At 32.4% G+C, this 22,018-nt stretch carries 18 protein-coding genes and 1 pseudogene; 5 read left to right on the top strand and 14 right to left on the bottom strand.

Annotation, left to right across the window (positions count from 1 at the left end; translation table 11 throughout):
• Window positions 1-464 precede the first annotated feature (464 nt).
• The 3 genes from LB941_RS11750 to LB941_RS11740 all read right to left on the bottom strand — a co-directional run bounded on the left by LB941_RS11750 (window position 465) and on the right by LB941_RS11740 (window position 4,150).
• Window positions 465-2,390, bottom strand: coding sequence for an acyltransferase family protein (locus LB941_RS11750; protein ID WP_253362170.1), 1,926 nt, complete (start codon window positions 2,388-2,390; stop codon window positions 465-467).
• 491 nt (window positions 2,391-2,881) lie between these two features.
• A complete protein-coding gene (locus tag LB941_RS11745) occupies window positions 2,882-3,409 on the bottom strand; it encodes a GNAT family N-acetyltransferase (RefSeq protein ID WP_253362169.1) in 528 nt (175 codons plus the stop codon).
• 15 nt (window positions 3,410-3,424) lie between these two features.
• Window positions 3,425-4,150 (bottom strand): TerC family protein, encoded by a 726-nt coding sequence (locus LB941_RS11740; RefSeq protein WP_253362168.1) that lies wholly within the window; start codon window positions 4,148-4,150, stop codon window positions 3,425-3,427.
• Window positions 4,151-4,371: 221 nt separating this feature from the next.
• On the opposite strand from LB941_RS11740, the gene LB941_RS11735 reads away from it, so the two are divergent.
• Window positions 4,372-5,346 carry an LCP family glycopolymer transferase gene (locus tag LB941_RS11735; protein ID WP_253362167.1) on the top strand — a complete coding sequence of 325 codons (975 nt, stop codon included), beginning with the start codon at window positions 4,372-4,374 and terminating at the stop codon, window positions 5,344-5,346.
• Window positions 5,347-5,696: 350 nt separating this feature from the next.
• Here the strand turns inward: LB941_RS11735 and menC are convergent, their stop codons facing one another.
• Genes menC through LB941_RS11720 form a run of 3 tightly spaced genes read right to left on the bottom strand, consistent with a single transcriptional unit; the run spans window position 5,697 to window position 9,421 of the window.
• Entirely contained in the window at window positions 5,697-6,803 is a 1,107-nt protein-coding gene (gene menC, locus LB941_RS11730; RefSeq protein ID WP_253362166.1) for an o-succinylbenzoate synthase, read from the bottom strand.
• Window positions 6,804-6,821: 18 nt separating this feature from the next.
• Window positions 6,822-8,054, bottom strand: coding sequence for an MFS transporter (locus LB941_RS11725; RefSeq protein ID WP_253362165.1), 1,233 nt, complete (start codon window positions 8,052-8,054; stop codon window positions 6,822-6,824).
• A 23-nt stretch (window positions 8,055-8,077) separates the two neighbouring features.
• The gene (locus LB941_RS11720; protein WP_253362164.1) at window positions 8,078-9,421 is read right to left on the bottom strand and encodes a M20/M25/M40 family metallo-hydrolase; all 1,344 of its coding nucleotides are present in this window, start codon (window positions 9,419-9,421) and stop codon (window positions 8,078-8,080) included.
• 124 nt (window positions 9,422-9,545) lie between these two features.
• On the opposite strand from LB941_RS11720, the gene LB941_RS11715 reads away from it, so the two are divergent.
• Window positions 9,546-10,430, top strand: coding sequence for a LysR family transcriptional regulator (locus tag LB941_RS11715; RefSeq protein WP_253362163.1), 885 nt, complete (start codon window positions 9,546-9,548; stop codon window positions 10,428-10,430).
• 637 nt (window positions 10,431-11,067) lie between these two features.
• On the opposite strand, the gene LB941_RS11710 is transcribed toward LB941_RS11715, so the two are convergent.
• Complete coding sequence (locus LB941_RS11710; protein WP_253362162.1) at window positions 11,068-11,565, bottom strand: cysteine hydrolase family protein; 498 nt, start codon at window positions 11,563-11,565, stop codon at window positions 11,068-11,070.
• A 42-nt stretch (window positions 11,566-11,607) separates the two neighbouring features.
• A complete protein-coding gene (locus LB941_RS11705; RefSeq protein ID WP_253362161.1) occupies window positions 11,608-12,018 on the bottom strand; it encodes a helix-turn-helix domain-containing protein in 411 nt (136 codons plus the stop codon).
• 352 nt (window positions 12,019-12,370) lie between these two features.
• Between LB941_RS11705 and LB941_RS11700 the strand changes: the two genes are divergently transcribed.
• Window positions 12,371-13,129: a DUF1003 domain-containing protein gene (locus LB941_RS11700; RefSeq protein ID WP_253362160.1), complete on the top strand. Its 759-nt coding sequence runs from the start codon at window positions 12,371-12,373 to the stop codon at window positions 13,127-13,129.
• 79 nt (window positions 13,130-13,208) lie between these two features.
• Here LB941_RS11700 and LB941_RS11695 read toward each other — a convergent pair whose 3' ends face one another.
• The 3 genes from LB941_RS11695 to LB941_RS11685 form a co-directional block, all read right to left on the bottom strand.
• Complete coding sequence (locus LB941_RS11695) at window positions 13,209-14,762, bottom strand: SWIM zinc finger family protein (protein WP_253362159.1); 1,554 nt, start codon at window positions 14,760-14,762, stop codon at window positions 13,209-13,211.
• A 283-nt stretch (window positions 14,763-15,045) separates the two neighbouring features.
• The gene (locus LB941_RS11690; RefSeq protein ID WP_253362158.1) at window positions 15,046-17,109 is read right to left on the bottom strand and encodes a methyl-accepting chemotaxis protein; all 2,064 of its coding nucleotides are present in this window, start codon (window positions 17,107-17,109) and stop codon (window positions 15,046-15,048) included.
• Between the two features lie 298 nt (window positions 17,110-17,407).
• Window positions 17,408-17,758 (bottom strand): winged helix-turn-helix transcriptional regulator, encoded by a 351-nt coding sequence (locus LB941_RS11685; RefSeq protein WP_253362157.1) that lies wholly within the window; start codon window positions 17,756-17,758, stop codon window positions 17,408-17,410.
• Between the two features lie 161 nt (window positions 17,759-17,919).
• Between LB941_RS11685 and LB941_RS11680 the strand changes: the two genes are divergently transcribed.
• Window positions 17,920-18,951, top strand: coding sequence for a zinc-binding alcohol dehydrogenase family protein (locus tag LB941_RS11680; protein ID WP_253362173.1), 1,032 nt, complete (start codon window positions 17,920-17,922; stop codon window positions 18,949-18,951).
• Window positions 18,952-19,324: 373 nt separating this feature from the next.
• Here the strand turns inward: LB941_RS11680 and LB941_RS11675 are convergent, their stop codons facing one another.
• Window positions 19,325-19,843: a ClbS/DfsB family four-helix bundle protein gene (locus LB941_RS11675; RefSeq protein ID WP_253362171.1), complete on the bottom strand. Its 519-nt coding sequence runs from the start codon at window positions 19,841-19,843 to the stop codon at window positions 19,325-19,327.
• A 60-nt stretch (window positions 19,844-19,903) separates the two neighbouring features.
• Window positions 19,904-20,734 (bottom strand): LysR family transcriptional regulator, encoded by an 831-nt coding sequence (locus LB941_RS11670; RefSeq protein ID WP_253362155.1) that lies wholly within the window; start codon window positions 20,732-20,734, stop codon window positions 19,904-19,906.
• Window positions 20,735-20,853: 119 nt separating this feature from the next.
• Here LB941_RS11670 and LB941_RS11665 point away from each other — a divergent pair, with 119 nt between their 5' ends.
• The gene (locus LB941_RS11665) at window positions 20,854-21,831 is read left to right on the top strand and encodes a TDT family transporter (RefSeq protein ID WP_253362154.1); all 978 of its coding nucleotides are present in this window, start codon (window positions 20,854-20,856) and stop codon (window positions 21,829-21,831) included.
• A gap of 2 nt (window positions 21,832-21,833) precedes the next feature.
• On the opposite strand, the pseudogene LB941_RS11660 reads toward LB941_RS11665, so the two are convergent.
• A pseudogene (locus LB941_RS11660) lies at window positions 21,834-21,944 on the bottom strand (aquaporin); the annotation flags it as partial.
• Window positions 21,945-22,018: the final 74 nt, after the last annotated feature.

Raw genomic sequence — 22,018 nt, 5'->3', positions numbered from 1 at the left:
ATACTGTAATGAAGCCGCTTAGAGATAGATTCAATTTTATATTATTTCATTTGTCAACTTGACAGGGCGTAGTGCACAGGATAAAAATTGATATGCTCTCTATATAAGTCACTTTATATTTCTGTGTCCTATATAAAGAGAGCATATCAGATAAATCCTGGACTCGCTTATATGTCCAAATGTTTAATTTTTCTATAGTAAAATTATTTTTTTACTTTTAAAACCATACATGGATATACCCTATTAAACTAAATAATCCTATCCATATAGAAACTGAAAACAAACTTCCAAACAAAACACCCTTAATAAAGTTCATTAGTTTCACCTCACAAATCCTAAGCTAATAACATTTTATATAGCTATTATAATTTATATTTTCTGCAATTAGAAACTTTTTTCATCAAGTTTTAAAAAAAACAACAACCTTAATATTGTCTTTATGTTTATTTCAAAGTCTTAAGATATTAGCCAATAATTTCTTTAACAATATACGCCGTATAGTACATTTCACCTATATTATTAGGATGTGTCTGATCACTATAGAACCATTGATTGTGATTATTAGAATAAGCATACCAGTCAATTATCTTTAGATTAGTGTATTGTTTTGTTTCATTATCTAAAAATGCATTAACTTGATTTTGCCATGATCTATTTGGAACATGTGTATTAATCCAATAAACATTTCGTTTAGGACCTATCGTCGTCATTATTGCTTGGAAAGTTTCTTGATCAATTGGACCATTTGTTCCAAGACCAATTAACACATTTGGCGCAAGCAAATGCTGCTTAGCTAAGTCTTCTAGTAATGGAACTGCAGCAGATGCTTGTCTGGAAACGGCAGCATCAATATACATTTTAGGAAACACTTTAACCATAGCTGGTTGACTCGCTAACATCACCGAATCACCAATTGCTGTCAATGGTAATGTTTGCGCTTTTTGTAATTGTGTCTGTGTCAAATTATATGCTTCAAAACTAGTATCTATATCTGACTTAGCCGATGTATTTGATTTAGCTTCACTTTCTGTTTTCGAACTATCTGCAATTGCTTTTCTGGCTATCTTTTTTTGTTGTTGTTCTTCTTTTTTTTGCAGTTCTCCATTAGACATCAATTTTTTTGCTAGTGCTGTTTTATTTACGGCATCACTCTTTATAAAAGCGGAATTTATTATTCCTAAGACACCTAGAAATGTAAAAAAGCCTATCGTTAATACAGCTACATTTTGTTTTCTAAACTTTTTTTGATGTTTTGTAAATTTAAACACTGTTGCATTAATATCAATATAATTACTGTATCTTATCAAATTTAAATAATAGATTTTACTTGCTGAATCTTCCAAAAAACGATAGGAAAGCTCGCTGATAAGTAAAATAATAATAACTTCTACTGTTGGATACAACACAGGATGATTTGCAATATCCTGAAAACGCGCTTCAAAAAAAATCATAACTGGAAACTGATAAATATATATTGCATAACTACGTGAACCAATCCAAGCAAATAGTGGATTGCTTAATATTTTATTCCATCCAGAAACAGGTTGTGTAATAACCGCAATCATAATCGTTGTTATCACACTAAATAGCAGCATGCCACCTTGATATACAAAACCACTTTGACCATTTACATTAATTAGCAATAGTAATATTCCTAAAAACACAGCCACCCCAATTGAATCAAGAATTAGCATTGATTTAGTTGCTACATGCTTGCTTAACTTTCCACTAGGCCATACAATAGCGAGAACTGCCCCAAGCAGAATTGAGAACATTCGAGTATCTGTTCCATAATAAATTCTGCTTGGATCAGTATTTGGTACATACATAATAGCCATTAACAAACTTGAAATAACAATTAATAATACTGCAATATACAAAATATACTTTTTTCTGCCAAATAGTTTCAAAATAAGCATAACTAATAGTGGCCAGACTAAATAAAACTGCATTTCAATCGAAAGTGTCCACAAATGCGTATACGGAGACTCATTTGTCGCAAATTGTTGAAAATATGATTCTTTATGCGCAATTTGCCACCAGTTATACACGTACAGCAAATTAGTTAGAACTATTTGCCATAAATTAAACAATAAATTTCTAGCAAACAAAAATATATAAGCAGCTGTTGTTAGCAGCATTACTAGTAATGTTGGATATAATCGTTTAATTCGTTTTTTTAAAAAAGTAAAATACGCAATTCTACCCATCAATTCATATTCATCAATTAGATGATCTGTGATTAAATATCCTGAAATAACCATAAAGATAGGTACTCCTAAAAAACCACCTTTAAAAATAGTTGCATTCAAATGATATAAAATCACCGCTATAACTGCAATTGAACGTAGTCCATCTAAACTTTTAATATATCTTCTTTTATTTTTCAAAATTATTTATCCACCTAATATAAAAACAAAAACATTTTTTAAATCTTCAAAAAAATTAAAACACTTCTAAAAATATCTTTCAATTAAAAAGCGAATATTGTTATACATTTTTAATAGTATTTTAGTTCACTATAATTCAAAACTAAATTACAGCTCTTCCTTTTATACTAAGTATCACCCTTTTTAATTTCTAAATCAAATTTCCCATGCTATAATAATATTCAAATCAATTGTTTTGGGAGCTGTTTTTATGAATAAATATATGTTTATTGTTCACCTGCTAACTTCTCTAATTCTTGTTTTTTCTCTTTTCTCAACAGGTAGTATTTCTTTGCTTGTGTTCATTATTGCATTGGCTATCGAAGCAACCGGTCGCTTTTTATTTAATTACCTACATTTAAACATAAAAAAATAGTTAGAATGTATTTTGAAATAACAAGATACATTCTAACTGTTTTTATATCTATCTTATATTTGTTCCAATTCACTAACTATAATTCTGATTTCATTAATTTAAACGGCATAGTGACACCTTTTTTTAAGTCCATCTGAAAAACCTGTTGTTCTTTAAAACTTTGCTTTTGCCAAAAACTTTGAGCCCTCTCATCACTGGCTGGGATAGCCAACAGTGCCTTTGTGTATCCCTCGCGCTTTAATGCTTGTTTAGCAATTTCCCAAACGTTAGTTCCAATTCCTGTGCATAACTTAGCTGTATCAACTATCAACAGACCAATCCAAACACAATTAGCTTTAGGATAATCCAATACTAAGTCTAAAACTGCAATTAATATTCCCGACTGATAAAAACCTAAATAAAATTTATCCTCTAATGTTTTGTTCTTAGGAAAATTGACCATTTCAGCTTCAACTTGGCCTTTTGTCAATACTCCTAAGTTAAATTGTTGATGATAATTAGTATGCTTTTTCTGCAATTCAAATACTTCATTAACATCCTGTTTAACATCTAGTTGTTTTACATCTAATCCATCACTAAAAAATTCCATTCTTGCTATTAGCATTATTAACCTCGCATATTACCGTCTAATTCGATGTATTACCACCGTCGCAACAAGTGACAGCAAGACTAACGCACCAAAAATAGCAGCTGGTATTTCGATATCTATGGCTGGAATAGTTAGAAATAGTTTAATTGCAATTAAAGCAATTAAAAAATAAGCTGTCACTTCTAATTCAGGAACAATCTCCATTAGTTTCATAATAACTTCTGCAATTCCGCGCATTGCTAAGATGCCTATAAGGCCGCCAATTAAAACAATAACCGGATTAGTTGAAATTGCTAAGGAAGCTAAAATCGAATCGATTGAAAAAACAATATCCATCGCTTCAATTGAAACAACAACTGACCAGAATAGTGGTAAAATCCGTTTCTTTGTTTTTCTCTTTTTTTCTTTTAATTGCGGATGTGCCATATGATAAAAATGACTTAGTGATAAGTACATTAAATACCCTGCTCCAATAACTTTAATCTCCCAAAAATTAATGAGATATGTTCCTAAGCCAATCAAGAGGAAACGAAAAATGTATGCTCCCCATAAACCATAAAACAACGATTTTTCTTGTTGTTTTTTATCTGGTAACTTCTGTGTCTGTGCAGCCAGAACAATCGCATTATCAACTGAAAGCAAACATTCAATTAAGACTAACGACAATATTATCATCCAATCCTCACCTGAGGATATAACTGTTTGCCAGTTACGTACATCAAAAAACGGACCGTATAAGTTTTGTAAAAGTGACAATTTTAAATTATCTACTCCTTCATGTTTTTATATTTTAATATTAATTCTATCATATTTTCATTAATTGATAAACAAATCTAAACTTCTATTAAAAACAACCGATATAACTAAATTGTAACTATGTTATTCTAATTACTTATAATTATGTTATACTTTAATAGAATTATTTTTTTACTTATTTAATGGGATTATTAATTTTTACATACTAGGAGTTGTAGGGAATGAAAAAAGATTCTAATGATTTGCCACAAATAAATCAACCTAAGCATCATCACCACCATCATCATTCTAAGAAACGCAAAATTTGGACTTGGGTTTTAGGTGTTTTGGCATTTTTCATAGCAGTTGGGGCTATTGGAGCTATTAAGATTTATACTGATACAAAGTCAGCCGTACAAAGTACATACAAAGCAGCTAGTCATAAGAATCTACGTAAGGGCTCATCTGTCAGCGTTACAAATGGCGATCCATTTTCTGTAATGATTTTGGGTATTGATACCGGGGAATATGGGCGTACATATCAGGGACGTTCAGATACCATTATGGTCGCAGCTGTTTCAAAATCAAAAACTACGCTAGTTAGTGTTCCACGAGATACTAAAGTTGCTATTTCTGGTCACGGCAGTAACAATAAGATTAACGCTGCTTATGCATATGGTGGAATCTCAGGTGCAATTAACACTCTTCAAAGTTACCTAGATATTCCAATAGATCACTATGTGAAACTAAATATGCGCGGATTACAACAGCTATCTGCTGCTGTTGGTCCAATTAAAGTAGACAATGACCTCAAATTCACTAATTTAGGCTATCACTTCAAAAAAGGTACTGTTACAATCAATCAATCAAACATCTTAGCTTATACTCGTATGCGTTATCAAGATCCACGCGGTGACTATGGTCGGCAATTACGCCAACGCATTGTTTTAATTGCTCTAGCACGTAAATTGGTTTCAATTGGAAATATTACTAAATATAAGCAAATACTTACCACTATTTCTTCCAATATGACAACCGATTTAACTTTCAATGAACTTAAGGCTTTGGTTACTGAATACAGCGGTGCTGCTAAATCTATCAAACAAGTTCAGTTGCAAGGTACTGGTAAAGAAATCGATGGTGTTGACTACGAAGTTGTTTCATCTGAAAACCTAACTAAAGTACAAAACATCTTAAAGAACGCCTTAAATGAATAAATAACACTTGATAAAAAATATCCTCTAAATTAGCTGTCTCAGTCCTAAAGACACACTATGTTTAGAGGATATTTTTATAGTTGTTTCATAATTACTATTAAAAAGAAATAATACTTTGTCTAAAAGCCATGTTAATGTTTTACTCGTAGCTAAATAGTAATTTTCAATTGTAATAACTATACCTAAACTTAAAATACAAAGCGTACATAGAACTTAAATATTCTAATAGCCCATGAAGATATCAATCGGATGATTAAATAAATTCAATAAAGAGTCACTATAAATTAACTAAGCTGTAATAACAGTTCTCTGCCATTTAGTCAACTTTATTTAGATTGTGTTTTGTCTTCTTAATTCAATTCTATCTTTTCAATCATAAATTCTTTTAAGTTTTCAGAGTCAATGTCATATCCCAATCCCGTTTGATTGGATACATTAACAAAAGTTCCATCAAGTTCAACTGTTGGCTTAATAATATCTGCATCATAATATCGATGCGATGCTGCAATATCATTTGGTAGTGTGTACCCTGGCAATGTTGCAATTGCCACATTCGCAGCACGTGCTATTCCAGAATCAAGCATCCCTCCACACCAACATTCAATTCCATTTTTCATAGCTAAGTTTTGAATCTTTTTTGCCATTCCTAATCCACCAACACGTGCTACTTTAATATTGATAATCTTACCACTTTTTAGTTGCACCATTTTCTCAACATCATCTAAACTGACAATGCTTTCATCTAGACAAATACTTGTTTTTAATTGAGCTTGTAATGCTGCATGGTCAATCAGATCACCTGGTTCTAAAGGTTGTTCAATCATTATCAAATTTAAATTATCTAATTTTTTTAGCATCTCTATGTCTTTTAAACGATATGCCGAGTTGGCATCTGCCATCAACATTGCCTCAGGAAATTTTTTCCTTACAGCCGCAATATAATCATAATCCTTCCCAGGTTTGATTTTCATCTTAATTCGACGATAACCATCCTTTATATAACCCGCTACTGCAACAACTAAGTCTTCTGGTGAATTTTGAATTCCAATACTTACTCCCGTTTCAACCTTAGTTTTATTTCCACCAAGCGCTTGCGCAAGAGTTTGATTCTTCTGTTGCGCATAAATATCCCATAATGCGCAATTAATTGCCGATTTTGACATATTATTCATTCGAATATATGAAAAGATATCATAGATCTCATCAGGATGATCAATAGTAACATTCATAATCTGTGGAAGCATTTGTGTCCTTAGCAATTCAAAACTTCCATCTCTAAATTCTTCATTATAAAAAGGAACTTCTAATGCCGAAGATTCACCATAACCAACGGTACCATCCTTATCTTTTAGTTCTAAGATCACACATTTTTTATACTTCATAGCTGCGAAGCTCGTTTCAAAAGGCTTGTTTAATGGTAAATCAACTTTATACATTTTTGCACTATTAATAAACATTACTTTATTCCTCCTATTTTATAGATCAATTTCTGCGTTTTCTTTTGAAGCAGCCATTTTTTGGGTATCAAATGTTAGTGACACAATAAATGATAATGCTGCTGAAGCTACTAAGAATAAAAATGCTACGCTATATGAGCCACCAAATTGTTCTACTAAAATACCAATCAAGATTGGTGCTAAAAACCCTGCTAATTGTCCTCCAAAGTTAACAATTCCAACAGATGAACCATAGGACTTCCTTGAAACTAATTGTGCGAATAACGCAAAACAACCACTAAATGCCATTGATTTAAAAAAGTACGTTAATATTTCAAATGAAATTACACCAACTAACCCAGTTGAACGATACATTCCAAACATAAATAAAGTAGTTAAAAGACTAGTTAGAGCAATAAACCATTTTTCTTTTCCATTACAGAAATGAACCATTAGGTAGCCACTCAAAAGTGCTCCAACCCCTGCTGCAACTGACGGAAGTGGTACCATCCAAGCTATTCCAGCTAAATTAATATGTCTAACTTGTAACAAATACGTTGGCATCCAAGAGTCCAGTCCTTTAGTAATTACACTCAGACCAAAAACTACAATGACAAATTTCCAGATTATCTTATTACAGATAACTTCTTTTAACGGTACTTTTTGAACAATAGGCGCTCCAGTTGCATCTTGTTTTTTAATAGGCCTTAATAAGAAAAAATAAACAATTATAAAAAAGAGTCCTAGAACTCCCATCAAGTGAAAAGCATTCCTCCATCCAACCGTTGCAATAATTGGTGCAATCAAAAGCGGTGCAATTGCCGCTCCAGCATAATTTGATGAAACAATAGCTGAAGTTGCTTGAGCACGTGATTCATAGGTAAACTCTTCAGCAATTTGCTTTAGACTTGCTGATGGAAATGCTCCTTCGCCTATTCCAAACAAGACACGAATAATTAATAAAGATGCCAATGACCATGCAAAACCAGTCATTATCGTAAAAATTGACCACATTGCAATTGCTACAACTACAGTTAGTTTAGAACCAAATTTATCAGTAAGCCATCCTCCAGGGATTTGCATAAATGCATAACTGAAGAAAAAAGCACTAGAAACAACACCAAGTTGTGTTGTTGACAAATGGAATTCTGTCCCTATATAGGACAAGGCAATATTTATTGCCGAACGATCAATAAAACAAATTATAAATGCGATATAGATTAAAATAAAAGTTACTTTTGGCTTTCTTTTTTGTACTATTAATTGATTCATATCCAGTTCTCCTTCATATCTAACTAAGCTGCTAGATTCTCAATTATTTTATTAACTAACATAATTCCTGTTTTAAAAGCAATCAATGTAATATTTTCATTTGGAGCATGATTTGCTTGATCAAAATTAGCAAGTGGGATGGTATAGGTTGGAACTTGTAAGATATCAGTCCAAATATAATTCGGTACTGTACCCGGCATAACAGGTTCAACCAGTGCAGTCCCATCAATTTCCTCTAAAGCTTTGCAAATCCTACTAATATCAGGGACTTCACTTGATGTAAAACTCGCAGGAATCTCAACTAGATACTTAATTTCAAGTTCTTTGTTTTTAATTTCCTGAGCAAACATCTTTTCTATTTCAGCTTTTATCTTTTGAATATTTTGATTTTTAACTATCCTACAATCAACTTTTAAAGATGCTTGATGCGGGATAATTGTCTTCATACCTTTTTCTGTATAACCAGCTTCAATTCCTGAAATATTAAAAGTTGGTTCATACATTAATTTATGGTAATAATCCTGTGAGTTAATTGGTAAATTTTTCACCCCAGTTTGTTCTTCAATTAGCTTGTACTCATATGGCAGTTTTGATAACCAATCAAGTTCTTGATTATTAGGTTCTCTTACTCCATCATAAAATCCCGGTATTAACACCTTAGATTGTACGGAATCGTACATTTTATTTACCGCACTAAGTAAACTCATTGCAGCATTTTCCATAACATTTCCCATATTTCCTGAATGATTATCTCGTAAAGCTGTATGGGTAACCACCTCAAATCCCAATGCTCCCCTATTGCCTAATCGCAAAATATGTTGCGCATACTGATTAATTGAACCATCAAATACAAAAGCTGAGTCAACATCTACTAATAAATCATTCAGAAGTTGAGAAATTGTTCCAGACAAATGTGTGCTTCCCTGCTCTTCTTCTCCTTCAATCACTAATTGAATATTAAATGGAAAAGTTGTGTGCGTCTTCTTATACATGTATAGCCCAAATATCACTGCCATGAGCTGTCCTTTATTGTCTCCTGTTCCTCGTCCCCAGAATCTGCCTTCATTTTTTTCTAAAGTAAATGGACTGCTTTGCCAATCATCAATATTTCCAGCTGGCATTACATCATAGTGACCATAAAAAAGTTTTGTGACTACATTTTCACCCTTGATTTTTGCAATAATAATTGGTGCTCCTTTAGTATTGATAACTTTTACATCAGCATCTAACATTTCTGTCAGTAGATTCTCCAGAAAAGAAATAACCGAATGTTGTTCCTTTCGTAGCCCTTTTTCACTTTTGAAACTGATGATTTTTGCTAAGAGTTTTTCAAACTCATCCATATGTTCTTCAATAAAATCAGTCATACGCAAACTCACCCTTTTAATACAATTTTAATTTTAATGAAAATTATATTGCAATATCCTAATGATGTAAAATACAATAAGTGTAATACACTATAACCATAAGGTTATAAGGAGGGCTTATCCTATGCGTCTTTTACAATTACGATACTTTATTGCTGTTGCTGAAAGTCAGAACATTTCACAAACTGCAAAAAAACTACATATTTCCCAACCTGCTCTCAGTCGCAGCATCAAAGAACTTGAACAAGAATTAGATGTCGAATTTTTTTCACGTAATAAACATTCATTGGAATTAACCCCCCAAGGAAAATCATTCCAGCATAATGTTAAACAAACTCTCGATCTATTAGAAAATGCTATCACTAGTGCGAAACGTCTGAATGATTTAACAGCACAGAGCATCACCCTACGTGTCCAACGAACATCTCCGCTCATCCCTGAAATCATACATCACATCCAAGAAGCAGTTCCTGAAATTGATGTTCAACTAGCACAACATGGTCTTGAAAGTGATTGGTTAGATCGTTATGATTTTGAGTTTTCTACCTATCCAATAAAGGGCAATAAAAACATTTTACTAGTTGATGAAGAAATATTAGTAGCTACAAGTATTAAGTCATCTCTGTCAAATCTTTTTACTATCGATCTTGAACAATTAAAAAAATGTAAGATTATTATGACAAATCCTACTCCACTAAGAGATATCATTGAAGATTATTTCAAAAAATATAAATACAGGATCAATCCTGAATTTGTAACTAGCGACTTAAATACTCTGTTCGGATTAATCTCAGAAAACATTGGTGTCGGACTTGTTCCCGAAAAATCATGGAATACTATAATTAATCACCCAATTCACTTAGCACACTTGGGTCCTGATATTCTAAAACGACAAATCTATCTAAGTTATCTCCCATCTTTAGAAGGTCGAAAATATCACAAAAACGTAAAAGAAGCCATTTTAAACTACTTTGAAAATCTTGAAAAAAAGATAAACATTGACCTTTAAGCTTATTAAAAATCAACATTTAAATTCAAATGTAATCTCTGTTTTAATTAAGTATTAAAGATCCAAATGTAATTTTTTCCAATTATTGTCATCAAATAATTAAGCACAGGAACTCTAAAATCCCTATTGGGTCTAAATCAAGTCTTTGGACACTTTTTGATAGAACTATTGAAACAATTAATTGAGGCAATGAATTCAAAATGTTCGAAAATAAAAGCTCGAAATAAAACTATTAATTCTAACTATAAAAACAAGAACTGCATCATATTGAGATGAAAAAAATCTCAATATACTACAGTTCTTGTTTTTACTCCAGATTTGTTTTTTAATTTAAAGTTGGTTTCCTAACCATTTTAATATATTTATTTCTATAAAAATAATCAATAAGTTTTTAAATATCTAATTAGCCGTCTTTATCAACCAACAGCATGTACTCATACAAAAATTTGCTGAAATAACCTCTTCTGCACGTGAGACTTAACTAAATTTATACAACTAAGAGCTCATCTCATGTTGCCTTAAGTATTTTTTAGTTATCCGTGCAATTGAGACAACATTTTATGTACACTAACCTCAATTGCACTACTGTGTATAACTTAAAACCCTGATTCGCTTCATCATTATCTTGACTGAACCTTTATACGAATTCCAAGAAGCGCTGATTCCAAATGTTTTCATAAAAAGCAATTGTCTTTTCAGCATTCATATATTCATTATCCAGTGTCGTACTTAATCCATGTAACATCTGTATTTTATAACCTAACCCATGTGCCATTTTAACCGTTGCATCTACACAATACTCTGTTTGTGCACCACATATTTCAATACTTTTAATATTCAATTTGTCTAAAAGTTCTTTTAAGTTCGTTTTATAAAAAGAATTTGCATGTGTTTTTTGAATATAGTAATCATTTTGTTCATGGTTTATTTCATCTATAATTTGCCAAGACCATTTTTCTTTTACTAACTCTTCATCATTATGTTGTATGAAAATCACTGGCTTTTTCATGTTGTGGTACATCATTATTCGCTGATTGATTTTAACTATACAATCATCCAAATTAGCGACCGTCTTTTTTCCTTTACAAACGCCATTTTGAAAATCAATAATCACTATAGAATCTGCGATTTGCATTTTTTTGACACCTCCAACTACTTCGAGTATTCCATACAATAATTATTTTAAGTCTAAATGTATCTCCTCTAAGTTTTCGTATTCTTTATTAGATTCTAAAGGATACTTTCCGCGTAAATACCCCTTTATCAAAGCGTATATTTCATAACGCTCACTTGCATTCAACGTTTTACCTGCAAATTCTAGTCGTGCTGAACTAGCGAAAATATCATCTAAATCTATTTCTTGGTATTTTTGTCCGACTAAATAATCTAGAGAAACATTAAAAAAATTTGCTAGCTTACGAACTTCGATATATGAAGGTGTGTTAGTTCCTCTTTCCCAACTTCCAATTTGGGGACCAGTATTTTTATGTGTTTGTTCAACATCATTAACTTTATTCAATTGCTTGGCTAACTCAGGTAAAGATAAATTTTTCCCCATTCGCAATGCACGTAGTCGTTCTGGAAACATCTACAACACCTCTTTAATTTTTAATTTAATCATAACACTAAAAGATAACTGTTTGTTGCATTTTACTGTTATAATATGTAAACAAACAATACTATTTTTAAGTTAATTATCAGTTCAATTAAAATTTAATTTTGTTTTTCCTTGCTTAATTGAAATATATAATTTATACTTATATTTGATGTGAGTTACTATATATGGACGAAAGAGGGTGGATTTTATGACAAATCATCAGATAACAGCAACAACTGACGATGGTCCCGCGAGTAATCAGAGTAAGGGCAAAAGCATAAAATCCGCCCTTACTCTTGGTTAGGCGCGCGAATTAGACTTTTCAAAAGAGGTGTTCATCTCAATGAAAGAATTCAAACGTACAACAAACTGTCTTGTTGATCAGCATAACCATGCTTTGATTGACGGCTTGTATTTAGAAGATTTGGACGGTTCCTTACAAGCGTTGATTCGCCGGGACTATCCAAAGGCGACCAAGAATGACTTTATTTGCAGTGAGCATCTGCTCCATTATCGTTTAAGTTCAATGGATCAGATGATTACGAAGGACTACAAACAAAACCAACGTCTAAACCATAAGCTCACACGTGCTATGAAAAAAGACGAGTATCAGGTAGTTGATGTCCAGGAGCAATTGGAAAACTCACTAACAATAGGCCAAAAATTTGCGGATGCAGTCGCTCACTTTGGCGGAAGTTGGCATTTTCTGCTATCTTTCATCGCATTTATCATTTTTTGGATATTACTTAATCAGTTCCATTGGTTTGGAGCAAATTTTGATAATTATCCATTTATACTATTAAACTTGTTTTTAAGTATCGTTGCAGCGCTTCAGGCTCCTTTAATTATGATGAGCCAAAACAGGTCAAGTGAATATGACCGGCTCGAATCGCGTAATGATTATCAAGTTAATCAAAAATCTGAGGAAGAAATTCGGATTTTACATTCAAAAATTGATCATATTATTCATCAAGATCAACCTAATATGTTAAAAATACAAAAAATGCAAACTGAAATGTTGGGCTCTCTCGAAGCACAAATTGCTGAACTTAAACGTTTAGAGGAAGCTCATTTAAAAAATACTGACGGGAATAAAGATTAGCCAAATTGCTATTCCCCACTACTAAAAAGAGTTAAGTACGCCTATTGGCTTAGGTGCACTTAGCTCTTTTTTGTTGCAACTAAATTTTACTTAGTTCTTCCATCATAGCTCTTCTGCGTGCATACTTGATTTGCCATTGCTTAATTAAAGTTGCAACAGCTTGATTACCACCCTTAAAAAGTTTCATATGCTGTAATTGAAGAGCTATCTGCTGATATTTCTTGCGGTTTGAGGCAATTTGAGCATCTTCAATTAATTTTTTTGTATACATTGCGAGTATTTCTTTAGCACATGTGGTTTTTAAAAAGTCTTCATATTTTTCCAAAAGATAAAAACTATTTTTTGCTTCGATTAAACTCATTAACTCACTTTTCATTCCTTCTTCTTTAAATATTTTCTCTACTCCCGCCTTATTATGGATATTTTTGATAAGTCGTGGCAAATACTGTTCTTTCCACTCCTCGTGCGAATATTGAGTTCGAAGCTCTTTATATAAATCAAGTTGACTAGGCACCTGAATTATTAGCTCTGTTAATTTTAATATATATTTTTGATGATTAATCCTTTTATAAATATCCTTCAGCATGACGTTGCACTGCCAAACCTCTATTGGATAGTCGCTATCTTTTATTTTGCTTTCTTCTAAAACTTCTATTGCTTTTACATAATCGCCCTGATTAATTGAAATTTTTGCAAAACATTTTCTTGCTTCGGATAATTTCCAATATTTTTCACAAAAATCTTTAAGCTCATTATCTTTGGTCTCATTAGCTTGTAACAATGTAACTATTTGACCAAATAACTGCTCTCTTTTCTCTCTATAAAATCCCCATTCATCATCATCTAAGTGCCTTCTCAATATTTTTTCACAATACTCTATCAACTTGTCTAAGTAATCGCGCTGATTATAATTTTCAATTAAAAAATTAATTGTACAATTTAATAAATATCTATTATCTTGCATTTCATTTTTACAGATTAAAAAATTGAATATTTCTTTTCTAAATATCTTTGAACTTTGTTGAAAAATATCTGTCCATAATCTAGAACTAGCATCAACCACTATATCTAATATGCTATCCAAAACATCTGAATCACATTTTTTAGCCTCTATCAGAGTAAATATGGTCAAGTCAAAGGCAGCTTTTTCACGCTTTAACTTTAATAAACAAGTTACACTTTCAGTTAAAAGATCCTCAAGTCCCAATAATATGTCATATCCATCTTCATCATCATAGTCATAAAATTCATCATCTGAACACTCTGCTAGTCTTTCAACTATATTATTCTTTATGGCATTGATATCAACTTCTTTTTGATTTGTAAATTCCAAAAAAGAATTATATAGTTCGGCATCACTTTCAAAAGAAGTAATTAAAAAATCATGCAACTCGTCCATAGACACATTATTAACTGCACTAGCAATTGATTGCGTCTCTGTCTTCAAGAGAGGTTCTTCATCTCGCTTTATCTTTGCCTGCATCCGTTTAACTGCATCTTTATCAACTTTATATAAAGTTGCTGCTAAATGCTTACAGTTATGGCCACTTGCAAAATATGGACATGAGCAAAACAGATCCTTTACCCTTTCGTTAAGACAATCAATTTCAACTTCATATAAATGTGTTCCCATAACCTGCGCACTTATTTTAAATGTTGTTTGTCTTATGTTCTTAACCTTTTTGCTTAGATAGTATTCAAAGCCACGTTCCAATATATATTGTTCAAATAAACTTTCCCACATTTTTTTGCCTCTTTTACAGTTTTGTTTGCAACTATGTATTTCTTTTATCTCATATAAATAGTAACACATAGACCAAGTTATGCTTAATACAAAAAAGCAATGTATCTCACTCAATAGTAAAATACATCACTTTTTATTGTTGTTTCACTTTTATAATCTTTTGCTAGAAAATCTAATTTTTTTCAATCTTAAAGCTTTTAACAACCTGTTCTAATGAAACTGCTGTTTTTTGTAGTTCTGCCACATGGCCTGTAAATTCTTCCATTGTTGCTTGGACTTCTTCAGAATTAGCAGATACTTCTTGTGTCCCTGCTGAATTTTCTTCCGTTGAAGCAGAGATATTTTCTAAGCTTTCAAGCACTTTATTTTGAACATCTTCAATTTTTTGGCTCTCATGTTCAATTTTTTCAATATCTTGAATTAATTTCTGATTTACCGCAAATACATCTTTAGATGAACTAATAGCTTGTCCAATTAATTCACTTTGTTTTTTACCTCCTGATACTGAGTCTGAAGTCATTGTCACCATTTCTTTTGAATCAACCTGGATTTTATCGATAATTTCACTGATTCTCTTAGTTGAATCCCTACTTTGATCCGAAAGTTTGCGAATTTCAGTTGCCACAACAGAGAATCCTTTCCCTGCCTCACCTGCACTAGCAGCCTCAATTGAAGCGTTCAATGCTAACAAATTAGTTTGTTGTGAGATGCCGTTAATAATATTTACTATCTTACTGATATCTTGTACTTGCTCATTAAGATTACTCATATTATTCATCAACTGTTCCATTTTATCTAGTTCTTGCGACCAGTTGGCAGACACTTCATCTGAAATACTCAAGTTTTGCTGGTTTAGTTTGCCTGAGTTTTCTGATTGTTCAGTCATTTGTTCAACATTTTGTCGCATTTCTTTGATAATATCCGATAAATCTTTTAATTGTGTAACACTATCGGCTGTTTCTTGTGCCTGCGAGGTAGTTACTTCCGCAATACCTGTAATTGCTTGTGCTACTTCTTCAGTTGCTTTGTTCGTTTGCTCCGATAGATTTAATAATGAGTCTGAACGTGTAGCAACACCTTGACTTGCATCTTGCACCTTAGAAATTGTACCCTGAATTGAATCTACCATTGTATTGTAATGGTACGCAATCTTGTTGAACTCGTGCCCATCTTTTTTCGGTGAACTTAGTATTTCTCCAACTTGTTGTGTATTATGCATTGCCTTTAGTACACTCTTATTCTTAGCTGGTTTGATCTTAGCAAATTTACCTTTCCCAGCATTCTCAAAATACTTAATATAAACTGCAACGGTTTTACTAATAACTTTAGATATATAAGCTGCATATAGTAATACTACTAGAATCATTACCAAAGTTACGATTATCGAAATTTTAATTAACGAATGCAATTCACTACTTAAATCATTACTATCAACAACTGCAAATGACCAGTCAGCGCTATCATTCGAATCTTTATTATAGTATACCTTGCCAACACCATCTATTGTTAATGTACCTTTTGTCTTTTTAGCTGCTGTAATTTTCTTAAAAATTACATTGTTCTTGATACTTTTTCCTTGCTTGAATGTATAGTCTTTTGATTTTCCGTTTGAAACAACGACTGTCCCATCCTTATGAACTAAAGTAACACTACCTGTTCGTCCAATCTTCATTGCTGAAAAGACATCTGTCATACTTTTATAGGATAAATCCATCTCTACAACACCCACTTGTCCTGTATAGTTTTCAACTTTTATGGAAGCTGTAGTTACAACACTACCTGTACCTGCGTCTTTATACGGTGCCGTCCAAGATACAGAACCATCTTTAGTTAGAGCTCCTGTATACCAAGGACGCTTAACTGCATTATACCCACTTGGCATTTTAGTGAAGGTTATCAACATACCGTCGTTTGATGCAAATTCTATATATTTAATATCTGCATTACCGTTCTGCGTATTTTTCAGTATTTGTCGAATTTTACTGTAATCAAAACTACCTTGCGTAAAAGCCTTGTTCTTTGCTATTTTTTGTAGTTCTGTTTCTGTTGAACTCTTCAAATTATTACTACTCTTCACCAATGCATTCGCCGCGCTTTGCTGACTAAGTTGATTACGTTCTGTTAATAGATTCTTAGTGGAAATATAGGAACTTACCATTAGAACGAGTATTGTAATAAACGTAATTAAAAAGAGCATCTTTCCGATGTATTTACCCAAACTATGCTTTTTTTTCATAATTAACCTCACTCCGTTTTATTTTTAAAAAAAATTATTCCTATATTTATTATCGGATATCTTTTGGGGTATTTAAGTAGCACAACCTGTCTCACATACTGTAGAGTCTCTTTTAGCCCCTTTAAATCAACTATTTTCCTATAACTATATTTAGAATATAATTCTATTTTCATTTATAATAACAAATGATTGTATAAATAGAAGTATTTAAATATACATAGCGACAGCTTATATTTAAATACTTCCATTTATATTATTTATCCTATTACTTTAACTTGCATTATGCACCAATTTTTAACTAATTAAGTCTATCTAGACTTCTCTGATTATAATAATTTCCCCATTTTTCCATCGCATTAATTACTGGTATTAGTGTTTCTCCAAATGCAGTTAACTGATACTCTGTCTTAGGTGGCATCGCAGGGTAGATAGTTTTTTGAATGATCCCATCACTTTCCAATTCTTTTAGCTGTAATGCTAGCATCCTACGCGAACAATCGAGCATATTACGCTGTAATTCACCAAAATGATGTACATTATTTTTAGTAAAATGATATAAGATTACAGCTTTCCATTTGCCTGAGATTATCTGTAAAGTACTTTCAATCGGACAACCTTCTTGGCAGTTATAAATTTGACGATTTTTCATAATATAAACTCCTCTTTTTGAATACCTTAATGATATAGCATTCGCTTATTATCTTCACTAGTGAATATTATGTTACTAGTTATTTTAATTTCATTATTGCAAGATATTTCAAGTCAATTATTATAGAAAATGAAAGTGAGGAAACATACATGACACAGACTATGAAAGCAATTGGATTTAAAAAACACTTGGAAATTGATGAAAACGATAGCTTATTTGAGTTTGAAACAATTAAACCTACAGCGACAGGACACGACATCTTAGTGAAAGTAGTAGCGACATCTGTTAATCCTGTAGATGTAGGCGTTAGACAAAGTGGGCATACCACATTAAGGCAACCCAAAATCATCGGTTGGGATGCCGTCGGGATAATTGAAGAAATAGGCGACAAAGTTACTTTGTTTAAAAAGGGAGAGCGTGTTTTTTATGCGGGCTCTTTTATCCGTTCTGGTAGTAATAGCGAATATCAACTAGTCGATGAAAGAATCGTTGGACATGCACCCACAACCTTAAATGATGCGCAAGCTGCTGCAATGCCCTTAACTTCTTTAACAGCTTGGGAAGCTCTCTTCGAACAACTTGAAATCTCTCCTAAAAACAAGATGGCCAACCAAAATAAGACTATCTTGATTATTAATGGCTCTGGGGGTGTCGGTTCTGTTGCAACTCAATTAGCTAGTTGGGCCGGTTTAACTGTCATTGCTAGTGCATCCAGGACTGAAACAATCAGTTGGGTACTTAGCCATGGTGCCACCAAAACCGTAAATCACAGAAAAAATTTAGTTCAAGAAGTTAGAAATCTCGGCTATCAGTATGTTGATTATATTTTAGAATTAAACGATTTAGACGGTCATTGGGATGAAATGGCTGAACTTATTAAGCCAAGTGGACGAATAACATCTATTACCGAAAATAAACATCCGATTAATTTGCGTAAATTGACACAAAAGAGAGCAAAATTCGCTTGGGAATGGATGTACACAAAATCATTCTATCAAACTGAAGATATGATTACTCAACACCAAATTTTAGATAAAGTTGCTTGCTTATTAGATAATGGAACACTAGTCTCAACTTTAAACAAAGTATTGTCTCCAATAAATGTCCGTAATCTAAAAGAAGCACACCGATTGATTGAAACAAATCATATGATTGGAAAAGTTGTGGTTAGTCAATCCTCACACTTAAACTAACAAGCTTAACTCTACTTCATATCTTAAAATTGACGAAGGCACCGTATTTTAATACGGTGCCTTCTAATTAAGATTGTTATTTTTAAATCGTTCCAAATTCTATTACATAGTTTTACTTAATTCTAGCTTCCAAGATACCGCCCCAACCTCTACGGCACCGTTACAGCTCCAAAACTGCGCCCATATTATGAAAGATGACAAAATTCAGGTGAATTATGCAAATTAAATAAGTCTCAACTATCTACAAGTGTAACATGTTTTTAGTATTTCACCTAAAATACTGCTTCGTAAAAAAAATCTATCTAGCTTTATAGAATCGCGAATTGCACGACCTGTCTTAATATAGACTATTCTCAAAGTCAATCCAAAAATATCACTGAGTGGAAGTATACAATTTCTTCCATTTTCTTATCTTAGGACGAAAGTTAGTAAATGGCGCGACTGTATTAATATGAATCCATTTCCATAACGGCCATTGTGCTTTATTATTTGCCCAGTTTCTTTGGCTGTTTTCAAATAACTCAACTGATGACAAAGTTTCTATCCAATCACAGACTTGGTGAACTAATAAATCCAACTGTTCTTTTTGTACCCTTAACGACTGATTACCAAACTCACAATAGAATTGCTGATAAAGCTCTCCTAGTTGATTCCACTTAAACTCTGATGTTGGCGTGACTACTATTTTTCCTTGCTTTTCTTGTTGTTCCCAAGATAATAGTAAAGTTAACCAACCTATTTGATAAGCTAACATTTGTGTCGGTGTCTTATCAACCGAAATAATCCTTTGATTACGCTGTTCTTCTGGAATATCATTGAATTCAAAAATAAATTTGGTGTATGTCGTCTTAATCTGATTAATTAATTCTGTCTTATCCGCATATGTTCGCATCATTACTTCTCCCATCTATTTGAAATGTCTTGCCATATTGAATTAATTGGCAGTAAGTACTTAATTCATAGCGTCTGCAACTTGAAGTAATATTTCATTAATTTTAGTTGCAAGGTCACGATCCAACTCTTTAGTAACTATACTATATAGATTTCTTTGAAAATGTGGATTTAATTTTTCATAGGTTAGATTTGGAGGAACCACTTTTTGAGATATTATTGTTTCTCCTAATCCCTTATTAACCATCTCCAAGATTAATTCATTACGATTGATCTTTATTATCTTTTCTGGAATAATATCATATTCTTCAAAAAATTGTTCTGTATAATGAGCAATACCAGAACCCGCTTCTCTTTGCAACCACACACCTGTTGGTCTACCAATCCGTACAAGATAATCTGAAGCTATTTTTTTGCGTCTCATTGTACTTGGACTTGCTGGAATCGGTTTTTCAACTAAACCGATATCTAAATGTTTTTGTGTTAGCTGTTTTGCCATATAATCGGAATTGTCTACTGTTACTTGCCAATCAATGTCTGGTAAAACAACCTGGGCTTTTTCCAGAAAATCGGCAGCAAGCATCTGCGAAATGGTCTGTGAAAAACCAATATGGATTAACTGTCGCTTAGAATTAGTTATATGAGCTAGACTATCTTGTGTCTCAGTCCAGATTTTTCTCATTTTTAATGCTTGTTCATACAATAATTTACCAGCTACTGTCGGCATAATTGCTTGGTGCCGTTTACGTAAAAAAAGCTGCTGTCCAACCATTTTTTCCAATTGTTGAATCTGAATAGATATCGTTGGTTGCGTCACAAATAATTCTTTTGCAGCTAACGAAAAGCTTTGAGTTTCATATACATAAATAAATGCAATTAAATATGAATTCAATCTCTTTCCTCCTGATTTAGCATAGTATATTTTTATTATACCAATTAAAATAATTAATTTTATTTATTTCAAAAATAAATTTATACTAATTCTATAAACTTTTCAAGGAGGATTAATCTATGCTTAAAAAAGTTCCCATGGCCATGTGTGGCTTAATTCTTGGTATGGAAGCACTTGGTAATCTATTAATTATGTCAAACTTTGTATTTCTTGGAAATTTGTTTGGCATTATCGGAATGCTATTAATGCTGATTATATTAGCAAAAATCACCATTTCTTTTGCTAGTGCATATCAAGAACTGTTAAATCCCTTAGCTGCAGGAACCCTACCTACATTTACCATGGCTTTAATGTTAATCTCCATGTACTGGAGTCGCTGGGGCTTTTCGCGCTTTGCATTTATTTTATGGAGCATCGCAATTATCTGTCATATTGCTATTATGCTTGCTTTTTGTCAAATCAACTTTATTACTAAAAAACCACAACTAGAAGATGTATATCCTAGTTGGTTCGTTATGTTTGTCGGAATTGGCGTAATTCCTGTTAGCGCTAAGCTTTTTAGTATTTCAGTTGGCCAAATTTTCTTCTATATCGCACTAGGCTTATATATCATTGTTTTTCCAATTGTCTTTTTCAGATTATACAAAAATCGTGAACTAGCTGAAGGTGCTCTCCCTTTATTAACTATAATAGCTGCTCCTGCTTCTTTGTGCTTAACTGGATATCTAAATAGTTTTACAAATATCAATTACATATTTGCAATTATTCTTGGTTTCTTTGCACAATTTCTATATTTTTCAACAATCATCTTGATGGTTAAAATCTACGTTTCTGCTAAACACTCGATTTTAAGCTTCAAGCCTAGTTTTGCAGCCTTCACCTTTCCACTTGTCATTTCAGCAACTGGTTTAACTGTTTTGCTAGATAGATTGCAAAACCACTCAACTCTAATTATCATTACTAAAATTGAATTAATCATCGCTTTTATTATGGTTACATATGTATTAGTCCACTATCTTCGTTTCTTAATCCTACTTGTTAAAACTAACTTTAGCCTATTTACACAAGGTGAGGAAAATAAAGAGGAACGGGATTAGAAAGCAAATCCAGTTGTTGTACCTAAACCTGCACCAATAACAAAAATAACTACCCCTACCACAAATGGTTTTAGTCCTTTACTAAAATCATCCAAATTTAGCACTATTAATATGATGAATTTACACTTTAAGTGCAACACCAAAGCAAAATAAAGGACTCACAATGGAAATCCAAATATAATAAGTT

This window comes from Ligilactobacillus ubinensis (assembly GCF_024160875.1).
In the GTDB taxonomy this organism is placed as follows: Bacteria; Bacillota; Bacilli; order Lactobacillales; family Lactobacillaceae; genus Ligilactobacillus; species Ligilactobacillus ubinensis.
This window is presented reverse-complemented; position numbering and strand designations above follow the sequence as displayed.